At 68.3% G+C, this 19,070-nt stretch carries 16 protein-coding genes; 10 read left to right on the top strand and 6 right to left on the bottom strand.

Annotated features, from left to right (window positions below):
- Positions 1–26: 26 nt before the first annotated feature.
- Positions 27–1,721, top strand: coding sequence for an FAD-dependent oxidoreductase (locus tag ACZ4IF_RS16660; protein WP_467563477.1), 1,695 nt, complete (start codon positions 27–29; stop codon positions 1,719–1,721).
- A 127-nt stretch (positions 1,722–1,848) separates the two neighbouring features.
- On the opposite strand, the gene ACZ4IF_RS16655 is transcribed toward ACZ4IF_RS16660, so the two are convergent.
- Positions 1,849–2,859, bottom strand: a complete 1,011-nt coding sequence (locus tag ACZ4IF_RS16655) for an NAD(P)-dependent alcohol dehydrogenase (protein WP_467563475.1) — start codon at positions 2,857–2,859, stop codon at positions 1,849–1,851.
- Between the two features lie 487 nt (positions 2,860–3,346).
- On the opposite strand from ACZ4IF_RS16655, the gene ACZ4IF_RS16650 reads away from it, so the two are divergent.
- Positions 3,347–3,970: a YbhB/YbcL family Raf kinase inhibitor-like protein gene (locus ACZ4IF_RS16650; protein ID WP_467563473.1), complete on the top strand. Its 624-nt coding sequence runs from the start codon at positions 3,347–3,349 to the stop codon at positions 3,968–3,970.
- Positions 3,971–4,049: 79 nt separating this feature from the next.
- Here ACZ4IF_RS16650 and ACZ4IF_RS16645 read toward each other — a convergent pair whose 3' ends face one another.
- The 3 genes from ACZ4IF_RS16645 to ACZ4IF_RS16635 form a co-directional block, all read right to left on the bottom strand.
- Complete coding sequence (locus tag ACZ4IF_RS16645; RefSeq protein WP_359498553.1) at positions 4,050–4,226, bottom strand: hypothetical protein; 177 nt, start codon at positions 4,224–4,226, stop codon at positions 4,050–4,052.
- Between the two features lie 69 nt (positions 4,227–4,295).
- A complete protein-coding gene (locus ACZ4IF_RS16640) occupies positions 4,296–4,649 on the bottom strand; it encodes a hypothetical protein (protein WP_467563471.1) in 354 nt (117 codons plus the stop codon).
- Between the two features lie 327 nt (positions 4,650–4,976).
- Positions 4,977–5,948, bottom strand: a complete 972-nt coding sequence (locus tag ACZ4IF_RS16635) for an NAD(P)-dependent alcohol dehydrogenase (RefSeq protein ID WP_467563469.1) — start codon at positions 5,946–5,948, stop codon at positions 4,977–4,979.
- A 353-nt stretch (positions 5,949–6,301) separates the two neighbouring features.
- Here ACZ4IF_RS16635 and ACZ4IF_RS16630 point away from each other — a divergent pair, with 353 nt between their 5' ends.
- Both ACZ4IF_RS16630 and ACZ4IF_RS16625 read left to right on the top strand, forming a co-directional pair.
- Entirely contained in the window at positions 6,302–6,628 is a 327-nt protein-coding gene (locus ACZ4IF_RS16630) for a hypothetical protein (RefSeq protein WP_467563467.1), read from the top strand.
- A 661-nt stretch (positions 6,629–7,289) separates the two neighbouring features.
- A complete protein-coding gene (locus ACZ4IF_RS16625) occupies positions 7,290–8,006 on the top strand; it encodes a hypothetical protein (RefSeq protein WP_467563465.1) in 717 nt (238 codons plus the stop codon).
- Positions 8,007–8,160: 154 nt separating this feature from the next.
- Here the strand turns inward: ACZ4IF_RS16625 and ACZ4IF_RS16620 are convergent, their stop codons facing one another.
- Positions 8,161–9,198: a zinc-binding dehydrogenase gene (locus tag ACZ4IF_RS16620; RefSeq protein WP_467563463.1), complete on the bottom strand. Its 1,038-nt coding sequence runs from the start codon at positions 9,196–9,198 to the stop codon at positions 8,161–8,163.
- 288 nt (positions 9,199–9,486) lie between these two features.
- Here ACZ4IF_RS16620 and ACZ4IF_RS16615 point away from each other — a divergent pair, with 288 nt between their 5' ends.
- The 3 genes from ACZ4IF_RS16615 (at position 9,487) to ACZ4IF_RS16605 (ending at position 11,615) form a co-directional block, all read left to right on the top strand.
- A complete protein-coding gene (locus ACZ4IF_RS16615) occupies positions 9,487–9,840 on the top strand; it encodes a VOC family protein (RefSeq protein WP_359498531.1) in 354 nt (117 codons plus the stop codon).
- A 333-nt stretch (positions 9,841–10,173) separates the two neighbouring features.
- Positions 10,174–11,151 carry an aldo/keto reductase gene (locus ACZ4IF_RS16610; protein WP_467563715.1) on the top strand — a complete coding sequence of 326 codons (978 nt, stop codon included), beginning with the start codon at positions 10,174–10,176 and terminating at the stop codon, positions 11,149–11,151.
- 71 nt (positions 11,152–11,222) lie between these two features.
- Positions 11,223–11,615, top strand: a complete 393-nt coding sequence (locus tag ACZ4IF_RS16605; protein ID WP_467563461.1) for a hypothetical protein — start codon at positions 11,223–11,225, stop codon at positions 11,613–11,615.
- Between the two features lie 608 nt (positions 11,616–12,223).
- Here the strand turns inward: ACZ4IF_RS16605 and ACZ4IF_RS16600 are convergent.
- Complete coding sequence (locus ACZ4IF_RS16600; RefSeq protein ID WP_467563459.1) at positions 12,224–13,249, bottom strand: GAF domain-containing protein; 1,026 nt, start codon at positions 13,247–13,249, stop codon at positions 12,224–12,226.
- A gap of 698 nt (positions 13,250–13,947) precedes the next feature.
- Between ACZ4IF_RS16600 and ACZ4IF_RS16595 the strand changes: the two genes are divergently transcribed.
- The 3 genes from ACZ4IF_RS16595 to ACZ4IF_RS16585 all read left to right on the top strand — a co-directional run bounded on the left by ACZ4IF_RS16595 (position 13,948) and on the right by ACZ4IF_RS16585 (position 18,697).
- Positions 13,948–15,894 (top strand): beta-ketoacyl synthase N-terminal-like domain-containing protein, encoded by a 1,947-nt coding sequence (locus tag ACZ4IF_RS16595; RefSeq protein WP_467563457.1) that lies wholly within the window; start codon positions 13,948–13,950, stop codon positions 15,892–15,894.
- The gene (locus ACZ4IF_RS16590) at positions 15,894–17,429 is read left to right on the top strand and encodes an amino acid adenylation domain-containing protein (RefSeq protein ID WP_467563455.1); all 1,536 of its coding nucleotides are present in this window, start codon (positions 15,894–15,896) and stop codon (positions 17,427–17,429) included. Before ACZ4IF_RS16595 ends, ACZ4IF_RS16590 begins: the two co-directional genes overlap by 1 nt.
- Before the next feature lie 80 nt (positions 17,430–17,509).
- Positions 17,510–18,697, top strand: coding sequence for an FAD-dependent oxidoreductase (locus tag ACZ4IF_RS16585; RefSeq protein ID WP_467563453.1), 1,188 nt, complete (start codon positions 17,510–17,512; stop codon positions 18,695–18,697).
- The last annotated feature ends 373 nt before the right edge of the window (positions 18,698–19,070 follow it).

The raw sequence follows: 19,070 nt of genomic DNA, 5'->3' as shown, positions 1-19,070 counted from the left end.
TCACTGCGACTGCCCGAGAAGGTGTGATGAACTACCTCGAGAACGAAGGCAATCTGGATGCACCGGCCGACAACGACAGTGTCTTCCCCCGCCTTTCGGGCGAACACGTGGACTGCTTCCGGCGATATGGACATGAGGACCGGCTGGAGGCAGGTCAGGTGCTGTACTCCCGCGGGGCCCAGAATTTCGATTTCTACCTTGTTCTGGACGGGACGATAAAGGTCTACCAGGAGGGCAGCCCGGGGGAATCGGACGAGGAGCGGATCATCACCGTGTACGGCGGTGGCCAGTTCACGGGCGAGCTGTCGCTTCTCAACCGGCAGAAGTCCCTGGTCGAGGCGGTGGCCGCCGAGGACGGCGAGGTGATCCGCCTGCGCCCCGCACAGCTGCGCCGGATGATATCGAACGAGCCGGACATCGCTCGCATCGTACTGAAAGCCTTCATCCTGCGGCGTCTGAGATACATTCGGCTGGGGCTGGGAACCGTCGTGCTCGCCGGGCCGCCCAGTTCCCGAGACGTCGTCCGCATTCGAAGTTTCCTGGAACGCAATGACTATCCGGTTCATCATGTCGATCCGGAAGTATCCGAAGCCGGCGCCCTTCTGGACAGTTATGGCGTGGGAACGTCGGTCCGGTGGCCGGTCGTCGTCTGCCGCTCCGGCGGCTACCTGGAGAACCCGACGATCGCCGAAGTCGCCAGCTGCGTAGGCATCGTCGAGGTCCTCAGCGATCTCGAGACCGTCGATGTCGCCGTGGTCGGCGCCGGCCCGTCCGGTCTGGCCGCCGCCGTCTACGCCGCGTCCGAAGGGCTCAGCACGGTCGTGATCGAAGCCACCGCACCCGGCGGACAGGCGGGTACTTCCTCGATGATCGAGAACTATCTGGGATTCCCGCTCGGCATCAGCGGCCATGAACTCGCCGCACGGGCCCAGGTGCAGGCACGGAAGTTCGGTGCTCGCATCGCGATACCCCGGTCCGTGGAAGGCGTCGACTGCGCGAGCAGCCCGTTCACCCTGCTTCTCAATGACGGCCAAGCGGTCGCGGCCCGCACGGTCGTGGTGGCGACCGGCGCTCACTACCGGCGTCTGGACCTGGCGGAACTCGCCCGGTTCGAGGGAAACGGAGTCCACTACGCCGCCACGGCTCTCGAAGGGCCGTTCTGCGCGGACGAAGAGGCCTTTGTCGTCGGCGGAGCGAACTCCGCGGGTCAGGCAGCGGTGTTCCTCTCCCGGTTCGCCAGTCACGTCCGCGTGCTTGTGCGGGGACGAGGGCTCGCCGACTCGATGTCCCAGTACCTGCTCACCCGGATCGAGGCATCCGCGAAGATTTCGGTCCACCCGCGATCCGAGATCACCGCGTTGCAGGGCAACGGTCACGTGGAGTCCGTGTGTTGGAGCAACAGCGCGACAGGGGAGTCACGCGTGGACCCCACGTCCAATGTCTTCCTGATGCTGGGTGCCGTGCCCAACACGGACTGGCTGAACGGCTGCCTGGAGACCGACCCGAAGGGATTCGTGCGCGTGGGCAGCGATGTGATGGACACGTCCGCGTTCCCGGCGGGCCGCCGCCCGATGGCGATGGAGGCCAGCGTGCCGGGCATCTTCGCGGTCGGCGATGTGCGAGCGGGTTCGGTGAAGCGCGTGGCGTCCGCCGTGGGAGAAGGATCGGTGGTGATCTCCGAGATACACCGCGCCCTGACGGCGGCCGGCGCACGCGCCTGACGGCGACAAGAACAGAACGGTCGGGCTCGGTCTGCGTGCACTGCCCGCCACCCGCCCGCGGGCAGGCGGGCGGCGGGCACGGCCCTCGGCCGCCGACGAGTTCACGGCGCGGACGGCAGCGCGGGCCTCATTCGAAGACGATGACCCGGCGCCCGACGACGTCGCCGCGTCCCAGGGCTTCCAGATTCTCGTTGACGTCATCGAGCTTGACGCTGGTGACGTTGTGCTTGACGAGGCCGGCCTCGGCGAGGGAGAGCACCTCGACCAGGTCCAGATGGTTGCCCCAGAAGGAACCGAGATAGGAAAGCTCCGTTCCCACGAAGGGGAACTGGTTGTGCTCGACGCGGTGGCTCATCAGACCGACGGCCGCCAACGCGCCCTCGGGACCCAGCAGGTCGAACCCCATGGAGACGGATGCGTCGCTGCCTACGCAGTCCAGGATGGCGTCGATCGTTCTCCGGCCGGTCAGTCTCTCCAGTTCGTCCTGGATGGCTTCGGTGGACTTGTCCTTGACGTTGATGCCGTGGTCCGCGCCGTTCTCCTTCGCCACGTCCAGCTTGTTGTCCGAACGGGCGAGCGCCACCACCGTCGCTCCGCTTCCGAGCAGCTTCGCGTACTGGACCGCGTAGCTGCCCAGACCGCCGATGCCCGTGACCGCGACGGTGCGGCCCGCACCGAGCTTGCCCGCGTCCCGCAGCTTCTTCATCCCTCGGTACGGCGTCATCCCCGCGTCGGTCATCGGCGCGAGGAGCTCCGGTGTCTTCGCGGCCTCCTCGGAGACCGGGATCGCATGACGGTGCTCCACGGCCATGTACTCGGCGAAACCGCCCGGAGGACCGAAGCCCACCCACCGACCGGTGCCGCTGCACAACTGCTCGTTGCCTTCACGGCACTGGCGACACGTGCCGTCGCCCCAACTCGGGTTGACCACCACCGTGTCGCCCTCGGAGTAGCCGATCGACTGCGGTACGTCACTGCCCATTCCCGCCACTCGGCCCGTGACCTCATGGCCGGGAATGTAGGGGAAGTCCACGGGGAACGGGCCTTTGAAATAGCCATCGACGAGCTGGTAGTCGCTTCGGCACATGCCGGTCGCGGCGACCTTCAACAGAATCTCGTCCGGTGCGGGTTCGGGCACGGGAACCTCTTCGATCCGAAGGGGCTCGTTGTAACCGTGCATCCGAGCTGCTCGCATCTGCATGGGGGGTGCCTCGCTTTCGCCGTCGAGCCGCGGCGCGCGCCGTTCGGCGTGACGGTGTCCGAGTGCCGTCCCCGGTCGTCGCGGCCGCCGCATGCGATATGACCAGGTTGCTGTGTCCGCCGGGGCCGCGCATCCGGGCTCGGCGCGCAGATTCCACTACCGAAAGGTGCTCACACGTGACACTCCGCGGTTCGTGGCCTGCATGAACCCGGTGAGGCCGCGGTGGCGCTCATCGGGTACTACGGCCGCCGTGCCGTCTCCGTACGCGATGGAATATCGGCGCCACTGAAGCAGGACCGATCCGGATTGCCGGCCTGTCATGCCGGTCCTGGCGTTGAACACGGCCGCTCAGCGCGACGGACCCCGTCGCCGGCGAGGGCGCGGGCGATCCCCTCACCCGAGCAGGCCCTCGCAAAGGACAGCCATGATCAAACCGTATGGTCCCTACGACTTCATGCCACCGATCAGCACCTTCTGGTTGACCTCGGAGTCCGTGGCCGACGGTGGACGACTGGCCCGCGAGCAGGTGAGCGGCATCCTCGGGGCAGGCGGGCAGGACATCTCACCGCAGTTGAGCTGGTCCGGCTTTCCCGAGGAGACGCGCAGCTTCACGGTCGCGATGTTCGACCCCGACGTGCCCACCGCGTCGGGCTCCTGGCACTGGGCCCTGGCCAATCTTCCGGCCTCCGTGACCAACCTGCCGGCCGGGGCAGGGGACGGTGGCAGCCTGCCCGGCAGCGCGGTGACACTGGCCAACGACGCCGGCCACCGAAGGTACCTCGGTCCTGCGACACCACCGGGCAACGGGCCGGACCGGTACTTCCTCGTGGTCCATGCCGTCGACGTGGACGAACTGCCGGTGTCCGGGACGACGACGCCCGCCTGCATGGACTTCCTGCTGTTCACTCACGCCCCTCGCGCGGGCGACCATGTACGGCACCTACGAGCGATGAGCGGGTCCGACCAACCAGCGTTCCACCGGCGTGAGCGGCGGCGCGGGGCGGGATGTCCGGCACCGCGGCCGCTGGGCCACTGCCTCGCGCAGTGACCCAGCCGGAGCCGTCCGCACACGGAGCTTCGGGAATGGTCCCCGCGGCACGTCGGCCGACGGTTGTCCTGGCCTGCGGTCAGGGCGTTCCGTATCGCCAGGGGGCGAGGGCCTCGTCCGAGCTGCCGAGCAGTGCAGCGGCCTGGTGCTGCGTGCGCTCCGCAGCCAGCTTGGCCTCCGCGACGACGTCGCCGCGCTCGCGGACCAAGTCGTCGTAGATCGTGAGATGAATGTTCTCGGTAGGGCTGAGTGTCACTACCGGTCCTTCCGCTGTCGTGTCTCTTCCGTCACTGTTCCTGCTCCCCGGTAAAAGCTCACCGGACCGTCAGGCCCGGTTGAGCCGGGAAGCGATTCCGTGACCGACCAGCAAATAAAGAACCGCCGGAAGTCCATAATTGAGAACGACGCGTAGGCCTTCTGTGTCCATCGTGAAAATGTCCTGCGACCACCAAGCCAGCCAGTCCGCCGCGCCCCGCACGAATTGGACGAACACATTCGCCTGGTTCGCATCGAGCAGGAACAGCAGGACCCACAGAACCAGCAGGCCGGCCGCGGTGTCCGCGACCGTGCAGACCGCCAGCGCCGCCCGTCGTCCGCCGTCGCGGGGGCGCACGACGCGCTCCGGGCCCGCAGGCCGGTTGTACGTGGAGTACCCGGAAACCGGGTCTGGATTGCTCACGAGAAATTCCCATCTGACGCGTTGTCGTGTCGGCAAGACGGCGCAGGTGCTGCAATTCGCGCCGAGACGCTTACCGACTCCTCTCCCCTTCTGCGCCTTACCGGCATGGTCGCGTTACACCGCCGTCCACAACTCGCGAAATATGGCCGCCTATAAGGGCACTTACCGCGTTGTCGGTCATCGAGATATGAGAACCGGATTCTGCGCACCGCTGCCCCGGAACTCCGGCACGACCACGAGACACCACCGGAGGGCGCCAGGCACCAGGCGCCAGGCGGCCGGGCGCAGGGCCGGGCACCGATCCTGCGCGCCGAGGGCCGCCACCGCTCAGATGGTGATGACGAGCTTGCCTCGAGGGTGCCCCGTCTCCAAGTGACGTACGGCGTCCACGGCTTCGGACAGCGGATAGCTCCGGTCGACGACCGGTTTGACGGCGCCGGCCTCGGCGAGTTCGGTGAGCGTCAGCAGGTCCTGTCGCCGGGTGATCGCGATCACCGGGCGCAGCTTCTGCCCGACGAAGACGGACAGCACCAGACCGCGCACCCACCGGTCGGTGCCCCCGAACACGGGGCCGGCGTTCTCACCACCGACGAAGACCACGGTGCCGCGCGGAGCCAGGACACGGCGCAGCCGGGAGAGCGAGCGGTTGCCCGCGGCGTCCAGGACGAAGTCGTAGCGGGTGGGCCGGTCGGTGATGTCCTCCCGCGTGTAGTCGATGACGTCGTCGGCCCCGAGGGAGCGGACAAGACCGACTCCGGCGGTCCCGCAGACGCCGGTGACCCGGGCCCCGTAATGAACGGCGAGCTGCACGGCGTACGTGCCGACGCCGCCGGAAGCGCCGATCACCAGGACTTCCCGTCCGGAACCGGGACGCGCCATCTCCAGCCCCTGGAGGGCGGTCACCGCGGAGACCGGGAACGCGGCGGCCTGCTCGAACGAGAGGCCCGCAGGCTTCGGAGCGAGCTGCTCGGCCTTGCCGCACGCGTACTCGGCGAAGGAGCCGTCGCACTGGCCGAAGACCTCGTCGCCCGGCTTCATTGACGTCACGCTCGCTCCGACCGCTTCGACGACCCCCGCGGCGTCCCATCCCCGCACACGACGGGCGGGCCGCCGCAGACCGATCTGCGGATTCAGGCGGGCGAAGTAGGGCCGTCCGGTCATGAGGTGCCGCACGCTCGGGTCGACCCCGGCGGCGTGCACACGCACGAGCACCTCGTCCTCGCGGGGGACCGGCGGATCGATGTCCCGCAGATGCAACTGGTCGACGGAACCGTAGGCGTCCTGGACGATGGCCTTCATCTGGGCTCCCTCACCGAGGCCGTGTCGGGGTGCTCTCCTCCGGATGGTCTCCACACATCGCTCCGTATGCCAGAGTCCGACGCGTGACCGGTCGGGAACCGGTCAGAGTGTCCAGCGGAACGGCCACCAACTGGCCCTCCAGAAACTGTTGTTCTGTCGGGCCGGGCGTCCGTGTGGCCCGAGGCGGTCTCGACGTCGCGGCCGGAGACGCGTACGAAGCGCCGATGGTGAGACCCCCGCAGGTGCCTCCCCGCGACAGCCCGTCCGGGCCGTCGCGCCCACGCCTTACGACATGTACGCCGCTGGTCCCAAAGCCCTTGCACCACCCACAGAACAAGGCAGACTGGGGCCTCGTGACGGGGCAGGACGAACTTCAGCAGGGGCGCCGGTACGACGCGTCGGCACACGAGGACGACGACCGGCCGCGGCGCGGTCCGGTTCTGCTCATGACCCTCCTGGTCCCGGCTGTGGGAGCCGCAGGCGGACAGGTGGGTTCACTGATCCGGGCGGCGGAGCCCGCCGGCGGCGCGATCCTCCTGGCCTCGGCCGCCGCGGCGTTCCTGCTCGCTTTCGTCGCTCTGTCGCTCGGCACCATCTGGACCATCAACACCGTCGCCGCCCTGATCGACAGCCACCGCGACCGTCGCCGTCGCGAGCGGCACTCCGGCGACACCTGGTAGCCGATCTCCGTCGGCACGGGTGGTGCACGAAGCCGGTGTGGAGCCGGCGTCCACCGGCTCCACACCGCGCGCCGCGGCGAAGCAGCAACCCAGTACTCCGACCGGCCGGTTCGTGAGCCCAGGCACCACCCCCAGGGTTTACCCGCGTCCCGTCTACCGCGTCAGTTGCACCTCCACGTCAATCAGCCACGGGACGACGGCAACCCCATCGCAGCCGTAACGTCTCTCGCAGATCGCGTCCGTACGCCCTGGACTCCGGCCGAGGACCGGGGAGTTGAGTTCGAGGACGCCTCGCCGAGGCTGGGAGACATGGGCGGGGTCTGTCTCTTCGAGTGCCGCACCTGCCCGGGCCGCCCGTACCGGGAGTGTCACGACGGTTCCTGACCGAGCGGCCGAACCGGGACGGGCTTCGGCCGCCGACGGTCTTCCATGACCTGAATGCCCGATGCCGCGCCATGTCGGATTCCGTGGTGTCCGTCGAGCCCGAGCGGTCGTGTGTGACGAGCGCCACTTTCGCGACGTACAACTAAAACGTTGATCTCTGATCGTTACGCCAAGAGACCCTAACGAGCTGGCAAAGCCTGCTGGACATGGGCTTTGATGTCGGCGCGGCGCGACCGGCATCTGGACGCGCCCACGGACACATGAGGTGGGAACGAACGTGAAGTCAGCTCTGGGACGCGTCCTGGTCGGTATCGGTGTGACGGCGGCGCTCGGCGCGACTGCCGCATGCGGTGGGCAGGGCACCGACGAGAAGGACAGTGGCTCGAAGAAGCCTGCGGCGAAGGCCACGCCCGCCGCGCAGGAGGGTCTGAAGCCGCTCACCGAGGCGCAGTTGACGAAGGCTGCGGTCACGAAGGCGGACGTGAAGGGCTATCGCGTCGGCAACACCCCCGACGACGAGATCCCGGAGGTGAGCGTGCCCGCGAAGCCCGCCACCTGCCAGGCCATCGCCGACATGTTCCTGCTCGGCACCGAGCCCGACGCCACGGCCCGTGTGTCCCGTTCGCTGACCAGCCTGACGCAGACCGACGGCACGCTGCTGCGCATGGGCCTGCTCGCGCAGAAGGAGGCCGACGCCAAGAAGGTGGTGGCCGACCTGCGCACGCAGAGCGAGAAGTGCAACTCCTACGAGCACACCGACTACAAGTACACCGGCGTCAAGCCCCTCAAGGACCCCGGTCTCGGCGACGAGTCGGTGTCGTACACGATGACCAGTGACATCGAGGGCGAGAAGTTCCCGGTCACCTACTCCGTCGTCCGCAGCGGCTCGACCCTGGTCGTCTTCTACGCGATGAACGCCCTGGGCGGAAAGGCACCCGAGGTGCCGGCCGCTGTCATGGAGGCGCAGGTCACCAAGCTCGAGAAGACCGTCTGACACGACGGTCCGGCATGAACGAAGGGCCCCGCAGGAAGAGTCGGCGGGGCCCTTCGCCGTCGTCCTCGACGGCGACGCCTACGACACGGTCCGCTCCGCGACGGCCGGCCCACGACTTCGAACGGCTCCTGGACATGCTGCAGGCCGGCCACGCCTACTGCGGTGAAGCAGATGTTGTGGCGGCAGATGACTTGTGCCGGACCCGGACGACCAGCTTCCCGGTGGCGCGGTCGTGTTCCATGTCGTCGTGGGCCTGCGGGACCTGCTCCAGACCGTCGTGGACGCGGTCGACGGGGAAGGCCAGTCGACCGGCTGCGACCGCGTCGAGAATCTCCTGAAAGGCCTTGGGCGGCAGGTCGGCGGCGTCGCCGAAGTAGCCCGAGAGGCGCACCCCCTTGGGCAGGTATTCGTTGGGGGAGAAGTCCCGTACCGTCCACTGGTTGGAGAGGCTGCCGCCGAAGCACCCGGTGCCGTGCACGCGTACCGCATGCAGGGTGTCGCGCAGGGTGGGCGTGCCGACGAGATCGAGGGCGGCGTCGACGCCGTCCGGGTACAACTCGCGCACGGCGGGTGCGACCTCTCCGGTGTCGAGCAGGGGATGGTCGACACCGTGCTCCTTCAGCAGGGCGAGGCGGTCAGCCCGTCGGGTGGTGGAGAGCACCGTGGCGCCGCGCCATGCGGCCAGTGCGGCGGCAGCCAGCCCGACCGACGAGGTGCCGCCTCGGATCAGTACCGACTGGCCGGGCTTCAGGTCCAGGCCGATGGTCAGCGAGCCGTAGGCCGTCTGCACCATCTCCGGCAGCGCGCCGAGCACCTCCCAGGGCAGGTCGGTGTCGACAGCGATGACCTGGGACAGCGGCACCGACGTGTACTCGGCATACCCGCCGTCGTAGGTGCGCCCCATGTCCCCCATCATCGCGACGACCTTCTGCCCGCGGGTCAGCCCGCTGCCGGCCGGGGCCGCGTCGACCGTACCGGCAGCCTCGATACCCGGCACCCGGGGAAAGCTGACGCCCACGCTCACCCCCAGCCGCAGCTTCAGCTCGGAGCGGTTGAGGCCGAACGCCTCCACGCGGATGCGCACCCAGCCCTCCCTCTCCGGCGGAAGCGGGAGGGTGGTCAGCCGCAGGTTCTCGATGGGGCCGGGGGCAGTGAGCCGTACTGCGCGCATCGTGGTCGGCGAGGACGTCATGGGTCTGCCTACTTCCCGAGGGGAGGAGAGCGGTCGGCGGTGGTCAACAAGCGGCGGGTGCGGCTTCATTCCCGACTCGCCCCTGTCTTCTGCCGGTTGGGAGACAATCCGACCGGTCCGCGCTGACCACGCCAGGTGCTCCCTCTGGAGTCGGCGGGCACCGGCGCAGCCATCGCGGCACACCAGCAGGGCCGGCAGGACCGTCGCGACGGGGACCGGCGGAGGGGGCATATGAAGGCGACGGTGTGGTGACGGCCCGCCCGACGCCCGTCCTGGCAAGATGGCGGCATGGAACGAGTGCTTGGAATCGGTGGGTACTTCCTGCGGGCCGCAGATCCGGCGGCGCTGAGTGCGTGGTATCGCGACTGCCTGGGCCTGGACGCCGACGAGAACGGCCTGTGGCGTCAGGAGACCGGGATGACGGTGTTCGCTACGTTCGAGTCCGACACCGACTACTTCGGACCCCGGGCCCAGCGAACCATGCTCAACTTCCGGGTCCGCGACCTGGACGCGATGCTCGCCCAGCTGCGTTCCAAGGGAGCGGACGTGGACGAGGAAACGCAGGAAATGGAAGGAGTCGGCCGGTTCGGCTGGGTCACCGACCCGGACGGCAATCGCATCGAGCTGTGGCAACCCGCCTAGTCATCGGTCTTTCCGGCGTACGCCGGTGCAAGCCACCGGAGCGCCGTCGTGCTCGGTGAGGAAGAGCATGAAGACCCAGGCCCCGTCTGCGGCGCTGAGCTGTCCGAGACCTGATCCGCTGGCAGACACCTGACCTGACCTGATAAGTTACTCATACACGCGAGCCTTCTCGGTGCGGACTGCGATCCGCCGAGGAGGCTTTTTTCATGCCCGGGCACGCGAGTCACGGCATGTGACGCGACCGCTTCGAGACCGCCCGCCCCACGCGGGACTTGAAGTCGCGTGCCCAACCAGTGGTTCCCCACCCCAGCCCGCAAGAGGAGTCCCTTTCGCATGACCCGACCAACGAACGCCGCAGCAGCCGCCGGTACGTGGCGACTCGATGACCTGATCATCAACCGCCTCGGGTTCGGCGCGATGCGTCTGACCGGAACCGCACCCTTCGACCGAGGCGCGCCGCGTGATCGCGAGCAGTCGATGGCCCTGCTGCGGCGGGCTGTTGAGCTGGGTGTGAATCACATCGACACCGCCGCGTTCTACTTCTCGGCGACGCGTTCAGCGAACGAGCTGATCAATCGCGCACTGGCACCGTACCCGGAGGATCTTGTCATCACGACCAAGGTCTGGCCGGGCCGCGACTCCTCGGGCGGATGGTGGTGGGCCACACCCGCACAGCTGCGTGGCCAGGTGGAGGAGAACCTACGGCAACTCGGCCGGGACCACCTCGACGTGGTCAACCTCCGCGTGCCACCGAGCCGGCGGACAGCTTCGATCAGCGATCACTTCGGTGCGCTGGCCGCACTGCGCGACGTGGGACTGATCCGGCACCTCGGCATCTCGAACGTCACGTCCGAGCAATTGACCGAGGCCACCGCCATCGCCCCCGTCGTGTGCGTGCAGAACCCGTACGGAATCTGCGCGTCGAACGAGGATCAGGCTCTGCTGCGCCTGTGCGGCGAACTCGGCATCGCCTTCGTGCCCTTCTTCGCGATTGCCGGTTCCGGGCGCGAGGCAGGGCCGGCAGCCCGAGACAGCGACGAGGTACTGGCCGTCGCCCGAGCACACGGGGCCTCCACCGCGCAGGTCCGACTGGCCTGGACCTTGCACCAGGGACCACATGTCCTGGCCATCCCCGGGACCGGCGATCAAGGCCACCTCGAGCAGAACATCGCGGCCGGCGCGCTGCGGCTCTCGGAGGAGGAAATGACACTCCTCTCCCAGCCGCAGCCGCAGCCGCAGCCGCAGCCGCAGCCGCAGCCGCAGGCGTCTCGTCGTCATCGGGCCGACCACGCGACACCCTCCGTCGGCTAGAGCCAGGGAGATGGCGCGCCGTTCCGCACCATGCCCCACTTCTGTGGCTGTCAGGAGACGACGGTCTTCCGGTGCCGGACGCGACGGTGCGGGCCGCTTTCCGCGCCGCAGTGGACACCGTCGCGTTTCCCGGTGAGGACGACAGCCCGGGCGACTCCCTGGACGTGGACGAACGCCTGGACCGCGTCGCCGACCACCTCGCCGAGACCGGCCAGACCGTCGCTCTCGTCCCCGCCCGTGCCCGGCGTATCGACGAGCGCATCGCCCGCGTCCTGGGCGAACTTCCCGCTGAGCTGGCCGAGCTGGACAAGAACACCGAGCCGCCGCGCCTCTCACCGCAGGACGCCTCGCTGACTACCGTCACGGCGACCCTCGGCGGCACCGTTCCCCTGCGGGAGATCGGGGACCTGATGCGCGCGATGCATCCGGGCATGGCCGTCGGTACTGCCGCCGCCCGTCCGTGACCTGTTCCTCAACAAAGCCGTCCGCCTGGGAGGAGTCCCGCCCGAAGGGGTTGCAGACTGAGCTGAACTGGGTCGTGCTGGCGAAGGTGCTGCCGAGAACAAGCGAGAGCTGAAGTCGTAGATGCCGAACAACCCGTGCTGAGGGACTGGGGCGAGGGCCGCTGGACGGCCGGTCGGACGCCCCGAACTGTCTCGCTGGGTTGTGAACCGCTGAGTTCCTCCGCAGAACGTGCCACAGGAGCGCTGAGTCCTCGGAGAGATACAGGTGCGGCGCGGCGGGGGACGCGCCGCACCAGAGCCTCAGCGGTAGCGAGCGCGTTGCATTCGCGGGGGGCTGAAGTTGAGAACTGGCCTTCATCGGACTGGGGTTCGGCGAGCTATCAGGCCAAGGACGAACGCTGCGTGCAAGGCTCGGTGAAGCGTCCGCTTTGCCCCGCTGGAACGATGCGTCAGGGACCAACCGAGCGGAGGCTCAGCTGAACTACGCCGCGCCGCACCATGGATGACAACGATGCCCCCGCACTGGACAGTCCGGGCGGGGGCCGGGGGCTCACTACTCGAGCCGAGGGGTCAGTCCGACCCCCGCCGCAGCAGGTACACGTAGTCCTCTACCGGCCCGGGCTGGGGTCGGAGAACGCGCCCGAGCCCATTTGTTCGAACTGCCCTTGGACATTGGCGGCGAAGGTCTGGGGGTCATCGGCCCCATAGGCCTGCCCCATGGTGCTCATGGCTACCGTGAGAACGCCCTTGAACGGCGCGCCTGGAGCGGTGCGCACAGGTGTGCACATGAAGCTGAAGTCCTGCGGCGTGTTGGAGTCGTACGTACTGAGGGTGACCTTGGGCAGCGTGGTGGGCTGTCCACGGCGGAGAGCATCGTCCATGGCGTGGAAGACGCCGACTCGGTCGAGACCGGGCAGCGCGTGTCGGGCCGGGCTGAACTGCTGAGCCATGCCGAAGGCCTCGCCCTGTTTGCGGTTGGCGTAGCGCAGCAGGTGATCGGGGCCTTCGGTGAGCATGATGGGGAACAGGGCCCCGTCGAAGACCGCGAACAGCTCCTGCTGCTGGGCGAGAAGGCTGTCTCGCAGTTTGAATTCGGATTGCAGGGTCGCCGTCAGTTCCTTCATGCTGTCCATGATCTGGTCGTCCCAGACCCGGGGACGGAAGTCCGCGACGCACACGGTGCCGAGGACCTGGCCTGTGTTGTCGAGTAGCGGAGTGCCCAGATAGGATCGCACATTCAGGTCGTTGACCAGAGGGTTTCCCTTGAAGCGCGGGTAGGCGAAGACGTCGTCGAGGGCGAGTTGAGACCGCTCGGCGACCACATGCGGGCAGAAACCGTACTCACCGGGTGCCTCGCGTCCGAGCGCGCTCAGATCGAAGGGGATGCCGCCGCCTTCGACGTCCACTCCATCCTCTGGGGATGAGCTGGGCACGTACATGCCGCGGAACATCTGCCGCTCGGCACTGATGAAGTTGACCATGGCCAACGGAGCCTGGGTGAGCCTGGCAGCGAGGCGTGCCACACGGTCGAATGTAGCCTCCGCGTCAGGCGCGTTGAGGCCGAGAATCGTCAGTCGCCGGGTCCGCTGTGGGCCGGTGCGACGGAATGGCTCGAGGGGATCGTGGGAGTCCATGAGGCTAGATGAAAGCAGAGATCTTGCCTCCGTGGATCGCCTCTCCATGTCATTGCCGTCTCAACTCTCACTCCGTCAACCCCGGGACGACCAAGGCAAGTTGGATGTAGCCGGAGGCGCGGCCGCTGCTTCCCGTGGGTGCTCGGCACGGCTGCCGTGGGGGCAATCGGGAAGACTACCCAAAGTTTTTGATGTTTCAACCATCGGCGATCACTTCCCGTCATTCCGGGTCGGCTCGTCGAACGGAAACGATTTTGCATCCGACAATCATGCGGTGGACCTATTTTCGACGCTGCCGCGTGCGACTCGACATGACGGACATGGATCGAATGCGCGTTCGGATTTGGGGAGGTGAGGCGCGTGCATGACCCCCCGACTGTGTCTGCTGAGTGGGGGGCGGCGCCACTGCCGTCCCCTTTCCCTCAGGTCGGTTACCCGCCAAGGTTTGTCGCGCCCTCGCGCAACCGCGCGGCCCCGCGGGGTAGCTGAACGTTGGCCTGAAAAGGGGGACCCGCGTGCGGTGTGCGACCGCACCGGCGAGCGGCCCGGCGCCGCGACGAGTGGTGCGCGTGGTCCCGCTGGTCTCCTCGTCCACGGCGCCGGTTTCCCGCTGCGACGTGACGGATATCTGTGGCTAGGTGCACCCGGGCAAGGTCAACTGCTCCATGACGTAGCAACGTATGAAACGGAGTTCTGCCATGAACAGGTCCCGCGTGTCCGACGCGGACGCTCGGTCGGTGGCGGTGATCGGCATGGCCTGCCGCCTGCCGGGGGCGTCCGGCCCCAGCGAACTGTGGGCCCTGCTAAGGAACGGCGGAAACTCCATCAGAGAGACGCCGCGTGAACGGTTCGACGCGGATGCTCTCCATTCCCCCGCACCCAGACAGGGGAGCATAGCCAGCCGCCGCGCGGGCTACATCGACGATATCGCCGGCTTCGACGCCGAGTTCTTCGGCATGTCGGCCACCGAAGCAGCCGAACTCGACCCGCAGCAACGACTCTTGCTCATGACGGCCTGGGAGGCTCTGGAGGACGCCGGACAGCGGACCGACCTGTTGGCGGGCAGCCGGAGCGCGGTGTTCGTCGGCAACACCCGGGCCGATTCCCTTGAACTCACGCTGCGGCGTGGACCGGAGTCGGCAACCGCCGGCCAACTCAACAACTTCCGTTCGGTGCTGCCTGCCCGGATCTCCCACTTCTTCGATTTCCGCGGCCCCAGCATCGTCGTGGACACGGCCTGCTCCTCGTCGCTGGTGGCCGTCCACCAGGCCGTGCAGAGCCTGCGCTCGGGGGAGAGCCCGCTGGCGCTGGCCGCAGGCGTGAACCTCGCTCTGCGCCCGGACGAGAGCCTCGTCCTCACCCAAGCCGGCGGAATGTCAAGCGATGGGCGCTGCAAGTTCGGTGACGCGGATGCGGACGGGTACGCCCCGAGCGACGCTGTGGCAGTCGTCGTGCTCAAGCGCCTGACGGACGCGCTGGCCGACGGCGACCGGATCCGTGCTGTCATCCGCGGCAGTGCGATCGGCAACGACGGCCGCTCCAGTGACACGGTGCTCAACCCGTCGCTGGCAGGCCAACTGGACGTACTCCGCTGGGCCTACCAGGACGCCGGTCTGGACCCGGCCGACGTCGACTACGTCGAGGCTCATGGCTCCGGTTCGCCTGCGCTCGACCCGCTCGAACTCAGCGCGCTGGGCGAGGTACTGGGTGCCGGGCGTCCCACGGACCGGCCGCTGCTGGTCGGCTCGGTCAAGACCAACATCGGTCACGCCGAGGCTGGCGCCGGCCTGGCCGGTCTGATCAAGACAGTGTTGTGCCTGGAGCACGGTGAGGTGCCGGCCAGCTTGAACCTGAGCACGCCCCATCCACGTGTCGACTGGGACCGGCTTCCGTTGGTCATTCCGGCCACGCTTCAGCAACTGCCCGACCTGGGGCGGCCCATCATCGCTGGGGTGAGCGGACAGGGCTCGTCAGCTCTCAACGCCCACGTGGTGCTCCGCGAGTTCGACGCCGAGGCCACTCACGCCGTCCCGGCATTGGACGGCACACCGTACGTCCTGGCAATCTCCGCGCACAGCGCCGCGGCCCTCGAGGACCTGGCCCGGTCCTACACCGACTACCTTGGCCCCGGCGGCCCTGGCGGGCCGTACGCACTTCGCGATATCTGCTACAGCGCGCTCACCCGGCGCCGGCACCACGAGTACCGGATGGCCGTGGTCGGCTCCAGTCACGAGGAGCTGGCGGCGGCGCTCGCCGGGGCACCGGCGGTGGCCGGGCGTCCCCTGTCGGCCGTTGCCGACCGGTACCGCGGTGGCGAGGAGGTGGACTGGGCGGCGGTGTTCGGTGAACCCGGCCTCTATGTGCCGCTGCCGTCCTACCCCTGGCAGGCCAAGCGGCACTGGCCCGGTGAGCAGCACGACGACGAGAACGACCTGGCGGCGTGGGTGCTGCGCGAGCACGCACGCACCAGTTTCGAAGACGGCTCGACGCTCACGGACATCGGCATCGACTCGCTGGCGAGGTTGCGCATCGTCGTGGAACTGGTCAAACGGTGCCAGCGGGATGTCGACCCGGAGGAGTTCGGCAGGATTCGCACGGTCGGCGAGCTTCGGCAGTGGACGCGTGCGCTGCAGGCTGCGGCCTGATGAGCGAGCTGCGCACCGTGTACGACTGGTTCGCCCGTTCGGCCGCCGCGCACTCGGATGTGACGGCTCTGGAGGTCGGCACGGCTCATCTGACCTACGGAGAACTGCACGACCTGGTGGAGCGGCTCGCCGCGCGCCTCGTCGCGGCGGCGGGCGGTAGTCCACCGCGCCGGGTCGGGCTGCTGGCAGCGCGCTCGGTGACGGCGTACGCCGGCTATCTCGCCGTCCTGCGGGCCGGTGCCGCCGTCGTGCCGCTCAGCCTGGAGCATCCCGCGGCACGGACAGCTCAGATCGTCACGGCGGCCGGCCTGGATCTCGTGTTGGCCGAGTCCACCGACAGCGCCCCCGACCTCGGCGTATCCGTCCTTGTGGCCGACCCGGGCGAGCTGGCGGCCCTCGCGGCCACGCCCTCACCCGACGTGCCCTACCGGCAGGCCGGGCCGGACGACCTTGCGTACGTCATCTTCACCTCAGGGTCGACCGGCACTCCCAAGGGTGTACCGATCACACACCGGAACATCTGCGCCTATCTGGAACTGGTCGCGGGACGCTACGACATCGGTCCGGGCGCTCGCCTGTCGCAGACCTTCGAGCTGACCTTCGACGGATCGGTGCACGACCTGTTCGTCGCCTGGGCGGGAGGTGGCACGCTCGTTGTCCCCGAGCGCAACCAGTTGCTGTCCCCGGTGAAGACCGTAAACAGCTTGCGGCTCACACACTGGTTCTCCGTGCCGGCCCTGATCTCCTTCGCCTCCCTCCTGGGCACCCTGGTCCCGGGCAGCATGCCGACGTTGCGGTGGAGCATCTTCGGCGGTGAGCCGCTCACCCTGCCGGCGGCCCGCGAGTGGCGGCTCGCCGCTCCGAACAGCCGCCTGGAGGTCCTGTACGGACCGACGGAGCTGACCATCTCCTGCACCGCCTACCGGCTCCCCGACGACGTGACCAACTGGCCACGCACGCCCAACGGCACTGCACCGATCGGGAGTTCCTACCCGGTCCTCGACCTGCTCCTGTTGGACGAAGAGGGACGGCCGGGCCACAGCGGAGAACTGTACGTGCGGGGCCCTCTGCGCTTTTCCGGATACCTCGATCCGGCGCACAACGCGGGCCGCTTCCTCACCGACGACCTGCGGCCAGCCGGCGACGGCCCTCCTCCCGAGCAGTATTGGTACCGGACGGGAGACCGAGTTGCCGTGCAGGACGGCCACCTGGTGCATCTGGGCCGGACCGACCACCAGGTCAAGATCCGCGGCCACCGGATCGAACTCGGTGAGATCGAGGCCGCGCTGCGTGGTCGGCCGGAGGTACGTGACGCGGTCGTCGTCGCCCTGCCGGCCGCCGACGGTGAACTGGAACTTCAGGCCGCGGTCAGCGGCTCAGGCTGCATCCCCGACCGGTTGTTCGCGGCGCTCGGTGACCTGTTGCCGCCGTACATGCTGCCCCGCCGGATCACCGTTTTGGAACAGCTCCCACTCAACGCCAATGGCAAGGTCGACCGCCGGGCGCTGCTCGCCGAACTGGACGACTCCGGCTGACCATTCGCGCCCGCGGGCCCTGGCCCGTCGATCCCCGTGCCCGAGCCAAGGCTCCCCGACGTCCATTGTGAGGCATCCGCATGTACGACGCCATCGTCGTGGGCGCGCGCTGCGCCGGCGCGTCCACCGCCCTGTTGCTGGCCCGTGCGGGGTACCGGGTACTCCTACTCGACAAGTCGACGTACGGCTCCGACACCCTCTCCACGCACCTCGTCCACCAGCCCGGGATCGCGGCACTTGCCCGCTGGGGCGTGCTGGAGCAGGTCCGCGCCTCGGGCTGCCCGCCCCTGGAGCGCACGGTCTACGAGGTCGCCGACATCCACATCGAGGGATGCGCCCGGGGCGTAGCGGGGCAGCAGGCAGGGTTCGCCCCGCGGCGCCGGGTCCTGGACGCGCTGTTGGTAGACGCGGCTACCACGGCCGGCGCCGAGTTCCGCGAGCGCAGCCGAGTGACCGGCCTCCTGCGGGACGAAGCAGGCCGGGTGGTAGGTATCGAGGGCCAACACGGGGACCAAAGCTTCACCGAATCAGCACATCTGGTAATCGGCGCGGACGGCATGCGATCCACCGTCGCGCAGCTGGTCGCAGCACCGTACAACGCGCGGGACCCGCTGCTGACCTGCGCGTACTACACGTACTGGCCGGACGTGCCCGCCGACCTGGAGCTGTACGAGCGACCCGGCGGCTGGGTGGCCACCGTGCCCACAAACGACGAGGCCACCCTCGTTCTGGCTTACTTCCCGCAGTCCCGATTCACGGAAGTCCGCACCAACGCACGCGACGCCTACCAGGAGCAGATTCGCGCCACCGCGCCCGCGCTGTACGAGCGGCTGCGGGACAGTGAGCCCGCGGAGCGCCTGCGGGGCAGCGGCGACCAGCAGAACTTCTTCCGGCAGGCGACCGGACCTGGCTGGGTACTCGTGGGCGACGCCGGACATCACAAGGATTCGATTACGGCACGCGGCATCAGCGATGCCTTCCAACAGGTGGAAAGCCTCGTGGGCGAGGTGGGAAGCACGCTCGGTGGGAATCCCGCACAGCTCGACGCGGCCCTGGCCCGGTTTGCCGAGGGCCGGGACAAGGCGCTCGCCCCGGGCTACGAGGCCACGCTCAGCGTCGCGCGGCTGGCTCACCCTCACGAGCAGCGGCTCTCCCTGCTGCGGGCGGTGCAGACAGATCCAGAACTCGTCGCGATCTACCTCGACATGGTGGCCGGAATCGCATCAGTCCATGACCTCTACACGCCCAGGCTCCTCGAACTCCTCTGACCAGCCTCCCACTTACCGGCCGGAGACCGGGCTCTGTCGCCACAGTGTCGGACAGCCCAACTGCCCTGGAAAAACACACCAGTTGCCCTGGCCCTGGTGTGACGCTGCGCGATGATCCTGATACGGTGCAGCTCGCGCCGACCTTCAAACAGACTGAGCCACTCACTGCGCGGGGAACCGACGGTCGCGTATCCCTATCCACACCCGTGTATCGCTGCTGCACGAGGAATTCAGATGCCAGGCAACCGCGACCGGCGGACACGTCACCGTGCCGCTCCGCGCAGATCTCCGCGATCCTCGTTCGTCGTCCCGCTCGTCGTCCCGTTCGTCGTTCCCCTGGTCTGTCTGACCGGACTGGGGGGATACACGGCGG

The organism is Streptomyces sp. NPDC025784, from assembly GCF_055558435.1.
Note: the sequence above shows the minus strand (reverse complement) of the source record. Positions and strands in the feature narration are given on the sequence as shown.

Excerpts from the sequence above, each read along its gene's own strand:
- ACZ4IF_RS16635 (WP_467563469.1), bottom strand. The coding sequence starts at position 5,948 with ATGAAGGCCATCGTCCAGGACGCCTACGGTTCCGTCGACCAGTTGCAT.
- ACZ4IF_RS16600 (WP_467563459.1), bottom strand. The coding sequence starts at position 13,249 with ATGGACTCCCACGATCCCCTCGAGCCATTCCGTCGCACCGGCCCACAG.
- ACZ4IF_RS16615 (WP_359498531.1), top strand. The coding sequence starts at position 9,487 with ATGGAACGAGTGCTTGGAATCGGTGGGTACTTCCTGCGGGCCGCAGAT.
- ACZ4IF_RS16660 (WP_467563477.1), top strand. The coding sequence starts at position 27 with ATGAACTACCTCGAGAACGAAGGCAATCTGGATGCACCGGCCGACAAC.
- ACZ4IF_RS16590 (WP_467563455.1), top strand. The coding sequence starts at position 15,894 with ATGAGCGAGCTGCGCACCGTGTACGACTGGTTCGCCCGTTCGGCCGCC.
- ACZ4IF_RS16650 (WP_467563473.1), top strand. The coding sequence starts at position 3,347 with ATGATCAAACCGTATGGTCCCTACGACTTCATGCCACCGATCAGCACC.
- ACZ4IF_RS16595 (WP_467563457.1), top strand. The coding sequence starts at position 13,948 with ATGAACAGGTCCCGCGTGTCCGACGCGGACGCTCGGTCGGTGGCGGTG.
- ACZ4IF_RS16585 (WP_467563453.1), top strand. The coding sequence starts at position 17,510 with ATGTACGACGCCATCGTCGTGGGCGCGCGCTGCGCCGGCGCGTCCACC.
- ACZ4IF_RS16610 (WP_467563715.1), top strand. The coding sequence starts at position 10,174 with ATGACCCGACCAACGAACGCCGCAGCAGCCGCCGGTACGTGGCGACTC.
- ACZ4IF_RS16620 (WP_467563463.1), bottom strand. The coding sequence starts at position 9,198 with ATGACGTCCTCGCCGACCACGATGCGCGCAGTACGGCTCACTGCCCCC.